2 protein-coding genes are annotated in these 2,407 nt (G+C 51.1%); one reads left to right on the top strand and one right to left on the bottom strand.

What is annotated here, in order from left to right; genetic code table 11:
• Positions 1-261, top strand: a 261-nt coding sequence (locus tag BLX24_RS29985) for a c-type cytochrome (protein ID WP_143092902.1), incomplete at its 5' end; no start/stop codon positions are given.
• A gap of 61 nt (positions 262-322) precedes the next feature.
• Here BLX24_RS29985 and BLX24_RS29990 read toward each other — a convergent pair.
• Positions 323-2,407, bottom strand: a 2,085-nt coding sequence (locus tag BLX24_RS29990) for an alpha-galactosidase (RefSeq protein WP_071506869.1), incomplete at its 5' end; no start/stop codon positions are given.

The following is a 2,407-nucleotide window of genomic DNA, read 5'->3' on the forward strand; positions in this document are numbered from 1 at the left end:
AAAATAGCGCTGAAAGGACTGATGGGGCCTATTGAGGTAAATACGAAAAAATACCCCGGCCAGGTACCGATGACTCCCTTTGGCGGGTTGCTGAATGATCAGGAAGTAGCAGCGGTGCTGACCTATGTCCGGAATTCATTCGGCAATAAGGCTCCGGCTATCTCGGCTGCACAGGTAAAAAAGGTACGGGAGGCAACGAAAAGCAAGCAGGATTTCTATACGCCGCAGCAACTGGCGGCGGAGCATCCGAATGAGAAGTAAGGTGATCAACCGTGGCGGAGCAGGGAAGTATTAAGCGCTGTTCCGCCACGGTTAACGAAGGCTATTCCGCTTTCGTAAGCTGCAACACTACACTTGCCCGACCAGCACTGACATTCGGATTGATGCCGACATGCATCAGAAATGAACCCGAATAGACCCTGGTTTCGTCAACCGGCGACTTTTTGCCCGGATATACGTTCAGCTCCTTTAACCGGTACTGCTGATCCGGATCTAAACCGGCAAACCGGATCGGGCGGCTGGTAAAGGACTCAACCACACGGTTTGCGTGAAAATAGGTAAACATCACGGCGCGGCTCTTGTCCTTGCTGACATAACCCATGGAAGCCACCGGCCCTTCATACGGACTGGCTAACCGGTATTGATCCCCGTGCCAGACGATCTCCTTGAATGAGTCGTAGTTTTTCAACGCCTGCTGACAAAACGCCAGGTCGTCGGGACTCAGGTGACTGACCACCACATCAAACCCCAGCTTGCCCATACTAGCCACGTCAACGCGGAATTTTATCGGCTGTTTTCCCCAGTCCGTCACGTGGCAGTCTGTCGTAATCGACGGGAAAAAGTACGAGTAATTCCATTGCAGGAAAATCCGCTCAATTGGCTCGGTATCGTCGCTTGGCCAGAATTCGGTAAAGTACTTCAGCAATTCGTAGTCGCCCCGGCCACCGCCACCGGAGCACAGCATCATCGGCACCCTGGGATACTTCGCGCGTATGCGTTGCAGGACCTTGTACAGCCCGTTTACATACTCCACATACAAATGCGTCTGCGGGATTTTGTTTTTCTGTAACCACGCCGAATAAGCATTATAAATCACGGCGTTACAGTCCCATTTGATAAAGGCCAGTTCCGGATTTTTAGTGAAGAGGCCATCCACTACCCCAAACACAAAATCCTGAACATCGGGGTTCGACAGGTCCAGAACAAGCTGATTCCGGTAGTATTTCTCAGGCCGCTCCGGCTGACGGATTACCCAATCCGGATGCTTCTCATAGAGCTCACTTTTCGGATTAACCATTTCCGGTTCAATCCAGATACCGAACTTCACTCCGGTCTTCTGCGCCTCCTTTACGAGGTAACCAATACCATTCGGCAGTTTTTTCACGTTTTCCTGCCAATCGCCGAGCCCGGCATTGTCGTTATTGCGGGGGTATTTGTTGCCAAACCAGCCATCATCCAGCAAAAACATATCGACACCCAGCTTTTTCGTATCGCGGATCAGGTTCGACAGTTTGGTTTCGTCAAAATCAAAATACGTAGCCTCCCAGTTGTTGAGCAGCGTCAGGCGCTGGCCGTTTCCATCAAGCACGCGGTAGTTCCGGGCCCAGTCGTGTAACTGCCGGCTTGCCTGACCCGTGCCATTACCCGACAAGGTATAAATCAGCGAAGGGGTTTTAAAGGATTTTCCGGTACCCAGCGAGTAGGCGGATGCATAAGGGTTTATGCCGGCGATTATCCGCAGGTTCTGGTACGAATCGACTTCGAAATCAAGTTTGTAGTTCCCGCTCCAGGCCAGTTGTCCCAACATCACCATCCCGGTGTTTTCCCGGGCCGGCTGACCGAATGAGACCATAAAATTCGGTGTACCCAGCAGCATTGCCCGCGTACCGAGTTTACTGTCGATAGTGCGCAGTCCCTGTAACAGTTTCTCTTCCAGCGGCTGCATTTCCTTCAGGTATTGCCCCTGAAAAGAGGTCAGGTAAAAATCCTTGTTGGTGAAAAACAGGTTGGCCGACGCGTATTTATTCAGGACAACCGGGCCCTTTTCGTCATTTCTGATTTCTGCCCATTGTTCAAACACATTCTCTTTTTTCCAGACTTTATAATACAGGGTAACGGAAACCTTGTAGACCGGATCAGCTACCTGTACCGCCGTTTCTGTTACGTTTGCATCAACCGGCGTGGTTTTGTGGCTTACGTATTTCAGATCCAGCGATGGGTTACCATCAGTATGGACTAGTTCAATGGCTGGTTCGGCAAGGTTCCAGGTACCGGCAGGTGTATAGGCATTGCTGTAAATGCCGCTGTTATCGCTCGGAAAACGGAATGTTGCCGCGATATTTTTATACTCATCTGCGCGGTTCAGGCGTTCGCCGCAGTAGACCATATGCAGGTAATTCTGCTTATC

The sequence above is a fragment of the Arsenicibacter rosenii genome (genome assembly GCF_001870735.1).
Taxonomy (GTDB): domain Bacteria; phylum Bacteroidota; class Bacteroidia; order Cytophagales; family Spirosomataceae; genus Arsenicibacter; species Arsenicibacter rosenii.